The following is a 6236-nucleotide window of genomic DNA, read 5'->3' on the forward strand; positions in this document are numbered from 1 at the left end:
CATGCGCCGTCAGCTCAATACGCTTTACATCACTACCGAAGGTGCCTGGCTCAGGAAGGACGGTGCCAACATCGTCATGGAAGTGGAAGGTAAGGAGCGTGCACGCCTGCCGATTCATATGCTCGAATCGCTGGTCTGTTTCGGGCGTGTGCTGGTCTCGCCACCGCTGATGGGGTTTTGCGCTGAGCAGGGCGTGACCATTACCCATCTCTCGCCTCACGGTAAGTTTCTGGCCAGGATCGAGGGGTCGGTGTCGGGCAACGTGCTGCTGCGCCGCGCACAATATCGCGTGAGCGATGACGAAGTTGGCTGTGCTGCTATCGTGCGTGGCGTGCTGATCGGCAAGGTGCATAACCAGCGCGCCGTGTTATCGCGCGGCCTGCGCGACTACGGAGCCAAGCTGCCGGAAGAGGAAAGGGCGCGGCTCGAAGGGGAGCGCTCGCGCATGAGCCGGATTGCACGCGACCTGCTGATCGAATCCACTACAGACAGACTGCGAGGATTGGAAGGGGAGGCGGCGCAGCGCTATTTCAGCGTGTTTGATCAACTTATTCGTCATGATAGCGACGCATTTCGCTTCACGGGGCGCAATCGCCGCCCGCCGCGCGACCGTATCAATGCGCTGCTTTCGTTTCTCTATACGCTGCAGACCCACGACTGCCGCTCGGCGCTGGAGAGCGTCGGCCTCGACCCGGCGGTTGGTTTTCTGCACCGTGACCGGCCTGGGCGACCGAGCCTGGCGCTCGATCTTGCCGAGGAGTTCCGGCCGCTGCTGGGAGACCGCTTGGCGCTGTCGCTGATCAATCGACGTCAGCTACGGGAAAAGGACTTCATCATTGCCGAAAGTGGTGGCGTAGCCTTGACGGAAGAGGCCCGCAAGACGGTGCTGACCGCCTATCAGGAACGCAAGCGTGAAGAGCTCAATCACGCCTTCATTGGCGAGAAGGCACCGATCGGCATGTTGCCTTTTCTTCAGGCGCAGCTATTGGCGCGTCATCTGCGCGGCGATCTCGATGCCTATACGCCCTTTCTCTGGAAATAGATAGGGGGTGCTTCATGCTGGTACTGGTCAGCTACGATGTCAGCACTTCCTCGGAAGGCGGAGAGCGTCGGCTAAGACGAGTAGCAAAAGCCTGCCGTGATTTTGGGCAGCGCGTACAGTTTTCCGTGTTCGAGATAGAAGTTGAACCTGACCAGTGGACGCGCCTTCGCCAGAAATTGATCGATCTCATTGACGAAGAGGTTGATAGTCTGCGTTTCTATTTCCTTGGGCGTAACTGGCAAAAGCGTATAGAACATATCGGCGCCAAGCCGGCGCTGGATATGAATGGTCCTCTCGTGTTCTGAAAGTTTTCGGGTTACAGGATTGTGAGGCTCCATCGCGCCCCGAATTTTAGCGGCAACAAGTTCTTGCCTAGCATACGTCATTGCCGTATTTTAAGCCATGTACACGATCATTGAAACCCCACTGTTCGAAGCCGATGCCCGAAATCTATGGTCGGAAGAGGAACGTGGTGATTTTTTTGCCTTTCTGGCCGAAAACCCTTTGGCGGGAGACGTGATTCCTGGCTCCGGTGGTTGCCGCAAGGTACGCTGGATCCGCCAAGGCATAGGCAAGCGGGGTGGGGTGCGAGTGATCTATTACAACCGGCTGGCTAATGGTGAAATCTGGCTGCTGGTAATTTACGCCAAGGCGGTACGCGGCAATATTCCAGCGACAACGCTGAAGGCGATCAAGGAGGCCATTGACCATGAGTAACAACGACATCATGACGGGTGAAGAGCTGGGTCAGAAGCTGCTTGAATCCGTGCGCCAGATGAAGCGTGGCGAAGCCGCACGGGTAACACGAATCGAAGTTTCCGAAGCGCGGGCGGCACGCCACCGTATGGGGTTGTCGCAAGCCGAGTTTGCCGAGTTGCTGGGCGTTAGCCTGCGCACCCTCCAAGAGTGGGAGCAAGGCCGCCGCACACCTACAGGGCCAGCGCTTCGGCTGTTGCGGGTGGCTGAGAGGCACCCCGAGGTACTGCGCGGCCTGGCATAACTTTCCCAAACTGATCCCGCTAATCATCGTACCCGGCCAGCCATTTAATCCGAATACCCAGATTTTCCCTCTGCGAACCACAAGTGTCCCGCTCTTTCCCGCCAGGTTCGCAGCTCTTTAACAAGTTGATTCAATAGCAATCGAACGCTTTAAGTGGCTAACAGCGCTCCACAAGCTGCGTATCGAGCGGGGTTCGCTGATGCACAGCGATTTTGTTTTATTGCTCAATGAGTTATAAACGAACAGTCGCGGCCCGCACGGCCGCGCGGATAGAAACAGAGCGCCGGTATCAACTATCAGCACTCGATCGTGTCGCGGCCCGCACGGCCGCGCGGATAGAAACCACAGGTTGGTACGCTCGGCTACGACGTCACCTGGGTCGCGGCCCGCACGGCCGCGCGGATAGAAACGGCGACGTCGACGGAAAACCGGTGCCAAAACACACGTCGCGGCCCGCACGGCCGCGCGGATAGAAACGGATCGGACCATCCCTCTTTGCCCAAGGCGAAAGGTCGCGGCCCGCACGGCCGCGCGGATAGAAACCGCTACTCCGGCTCGTCGCTCAAGAGCCGCCACAGTCGCGGCCCGCACGGCCGCGCGGATAGAAACACGATGTGATCGACCTCCGTCGCCGGCATCACTCTCGTCGCGGCCCGCACGGCCGCGCGGATAGAAACACCTGTCTTTGATGTATCCGTTTGGATGAAGCAACCGTCGCGGCCCGCACGGCCGCGCGGATAGAAACAGCCCTTGCCGGCTGGAAGATCGAGGCTCAGTGCAGTCGCGGCCCGCACGGCCGCGCGGATAGAAACTTTTGCCAACTGCGCTCTAGGGTACCGAACCACGGTCGCGGCCCGCACGGCCGCGCGGATAGAAACTGAAAGCTTGGGCCCGTGAGCATTGCCGGCCTCATTGTCGCGGCCCGCACGGCCGCGCGGATAGAAACACGCTCAACGGGCAACCGATGCCGTCGCCAAGGGTCGCGGCCCGCACGGCCGCGCGGATAGAAACATGTATGGCTGGGATGGCGGCACCGCGGTGCTGGCGTCGCGGCCCGCACGGCCGCGCGGATAGAAACACCGCTGCGCGTAGCGCCTCCGGGTGCAGATGGGCGTCGCGGCCCGCACGGCCGCGCGGATAGAAACAGGTCGATGCTGCCTAGATCAATTGCCATGTTTAAAGTCGCGGCCCGCACGGCCGCGCGGATAGAAACTTCCGTGCCTTCGACTGGGTCGGCTTCGGTGTGAGTGTCGCGGCCCGCACGGCCGCGCGGATAGAAACTCCATGTCGGATAGCTTAAGCTCTGCGGCGTAGGCGTCGCGGCCCGCACGGCCGCGCGGATAGAAACGTGGTCTTCGATGTAGAGTTCGCTGTTGTACTGGTGTCGCGGCCCGCACGGCCGCGCGGATAGAAACACGATCTCCGGCCCACGCTCACCGACGATGCCGAACGTCGCGGCCCGCACGGCCGCGCGGATAGAAACCATTCCTCCATCATGCGCTGCTCGCGCTCCAAGTGTCGCGGCCCGCACGGCCGCGCGGATAGAAACGTGGTCTTCGATGTAGAGTTCGCTGTTGTACTGGGTCGCGGCCCGCACGGCCGCGCGGATAGAAACTAATGCTTTCCACTGGTGAGGGGTAACCCAGTAAACGTCGCGGCCCGCACGGCCGCGCGGATAGAAACCTGTGCAGTACGAAGGGCTGATGGATCGTGACAAGTCGCGGCCCGCACGGCCGCGCGGATAGAAACCTGTGCGCGTGGTGATCATCGAGGGCTTGCCGGAGTCGCGGCCCGCACGGCCGCGCGGATAGAAACTGTTTCTGTCGGCTCTGATGCTGGCGTATAGCTCTCGTCGCGGCCCGCACGGCCGCGCGGATAGAAACATGACTCCACCTTTCGATAGCCAGCGTCAAACAGACGTCGCGGCCCGCACGGCCGCGCGGATAGAAACTGGCGCCAAACTGTCAAAGTTAGGTACTCAGGTAAAGCGTCGCGGCCCGCACGGCCGCGCGGATAGAAACAAGCTGTCAGGAAGTTCTTTCTTCAACACGCTTGACGTCGCGGCCCGCACGGCCGCGCGGATAGAAACTATGTACTAGCCCGACGAGTTGATAACGCTATCGGTCGCGGCCCGCACGGCCGCGCGGATAGAAACTTGAGCCGCACGTGATTACGCGTGATGAGTATTTGTCGCGGCCCGCACGGCCGCGCGGATAGAAACCCTATCTACCTGAGAAATGTATCGAGAAACCTCGTCGCGGCCCGCACGGCCGCGCGGATAGAAACGCAACCTATCCGCCGTGTCGGTGGGTGGGGTGCCGTCGCGGCCCGCACGGCCGCGCGGATAGAAACCTCTGCACGTTCGTGTTCTGCGCTAGCGCCTGATAGTCGCGGCCCGCACGGCCGCGCGGATAGAAACAATGCCAAGGGCGGCGAAACCACTTACGAAGCACGTCGCGGCCCGCACGGCCGCGCGGATAGAAACATTGCAGGGCATCCTATCTGGAGTTGGCAGCTTAAGTCGCGGCCCGCACGGCCGCGCGGATAGAAACCAGCGACAACTGGATGCGGCGGCGAAAGTCGGTGGTCGCGGCCCGCACGGCCGCGCGGATAGAAACATTTACGAAAAGCCCGGCCATGAGCCCGAAGAGCGTCGCGGCCCGCACGGCCGCGCGGATAGAAACAATTCCTGCTGTGTCCATTAATAATGGATACCAGGTCGCGGCCCGCACGGCCGCGCGGATAGAAACTGCTGCTGTAGGTTTCTCAGCTGCATTCACGGTTCGTCGCGGCCCGCACGGCCGCGCGGATAGAAACACGCCCATTACCGAGATACCCCGGTAACTAGCAATGTCGCGGCCCGCACGGCCGCGCGGATAGAAACACGCCTCGGCTTATGTCGGGGCGTTCTCGTTTTGTCGCGGCCCGCACGGCCGCGCGGATAGAAACCGTAGAGTTAGGACGAAGGTATGGTGTCCATTACGTCGCGGCCCGCACGGCCGCGCGGATAGAAACGTTTATTACGGCGTGGTACTGAGCATACCGGCGTGTCGCGGCCCGCACGGCCGCGCGGATAGAAACGTTGAGTGGCACCGTAACGTGGCGCTCCACAGCTCGTCGCGGCCCGCACGGCCGCGCGGATAGAAACTCAAGCCGAGTTGCAGCCCAGCGAAGTGACCGCGTCGCGGCCCGCACGGCCGCGCGGATAGAAACGCGATCTCCCTCGGCGAACAGCTCCGGATGGGACCGTCGCGGCCCGCACGGCCGCGCGGATAGAAACTGCCCTGGCGCTCTCGCCGCTCGCTGGCTTCCGGGTCGCGGCCCGCACGGCCGCGCGGATAGAAACAACTGCCCGCTCCAAACGCCTGCTAGCGGCAACGTGTCGCGGCCCGCACGGCCGCGCGGATAGAAACAAAATCCACCCTCCTCCGCCTGCTAAACGATGGCGTCGTCGCGGCCCGCACGGCCGCGCGGATAGAAACTGCCGAATGCCGACGACAATCAAGTCCTCCAGTGGTCGCGGCCCGCACGGCCGCGCGGATAGAAACTGATGCGTTGCCGGTTCGACTGGCTGACGACTAACGGTCGCGGCCCGCACGGCCGCGCGGATAGAAACCAGCGCGGTGATGCGACCCGTAACCCATGCGTTCTGTCGCGGCCCGCACGGCCGCGCGGATAGAAACTTGAGCGACAGGAGCCGCACGAAGAGACGGCAGGTCGCGGCCCGCACGGCCGCGCGGATAGAAACAATAGCGTCCTTCTCGGAAGAAGCGCGCTGAAAAGGTCGCGGCCCGCACGGCCGCGCGGATAGAAACAGTGTCTGCCCCACGCGGTTCAGATTGCCGGAGGTCGCGGCCCGCACGGCCGCGCGGATAGAAACACAAATGGGCCGGAACCGTGCGCCCGGCGAAGATCAGTCGCGGCCCGCANNCGCGGATAGAAACCCAGGCTTTGTAGGCGAAAGCCTCAGTCTGCTGGAGTCGCGGCCCGCACGGCCGCGCGGATAGAAACATCGTCGAGGGCGAGAAGGACGTAGACAACCTTGTCGCGGCCCGCACGGCCGCGCGGATAGAAACTGTTCTGCTACTGGCCTTGCTGGTGGCAGCCATCGCCATGTCGCGGCCCGCACGGCCGCGCGGATAGAAACCTTGGAGATGCCCGAGAAGCTGGCCAGCGCTGAGAGTCGCGGCCCGC

4 protein-coding genes and 1 CRISPR repeat array are annotated in these 6236 nt (G+C 62.6%); all 4 genes read left to right on the forward strand.

The features are described 5' to 3' along the window. Position 1: 1 nt before the first annotated feature. Entirely contained in the window at positions 2-1042 is a 1041-nt protein-coding gene (gene cas1c / locus DOM57_RS00110; protein ID WP_110647218.1) for a type I-C CRISPR-associated endonuclease Cas1c, read from the forward strand. Between the two features lie 14 nt (positions 1043-1056). Further along, positions 1057-1347: a CRISPR-associated endonuclease Cas2 gene (cas2, locus tag DOM57_RS00115; RefSeq protein WP_110647219.1), complete on the forward strand. Its 291-nt coding sequence runs from the start codon at positions 1057-1059 to the stop codon at positions 1345-1347. A 97-nt stretch (positions 1348-1444) separates the two neighbouring features. Continuing rightward, entirely contained in the window at positions 1445-1759 is a 315-nt protein-coding gene (locus DOM57_RS00120; protein WP_110647220.1) for a type II toxin-antitoxin system RelE/ParE family toxin, read from the forward strand. Continuing rightward, the gene (gene nadS / locus DOM57_RS00125) at positions 1752-2042 is read left to right on the forward strand and encodes a NadS family protein (protein ID WP_110647221.1); all 291 of its coding nucleotides are present in this window, start codon (positions 1752-1754) and stop codon (positions 2040-2042) included. The genes DOM57_RS00120 and nadS overlap by 8 nt, the downstream gene beginning before the upstream one ends. Positions 2043-2287: 245 nt before the next feature. Continuing rightward, a CRISPR array of direct repeats spans positions 2288-5923; the repeat unit is 32 nt; unit sequence GTCGCGGCCCGCACGGCCGCGCGGATAGAAAC. Positions 5924-6236: the final 313 nt, after the last annotated feature.

It is taken from the genome of Salinicola peritrichatus, assembly GCF_003206715.1.
GTDB classification, from domain to species: Bacteria; Pseudomonadota; Gammaproteobacteria; order Pseudomonadales; family Halomonadaceae; genus Salinicola; species Salinicola peritrichatus.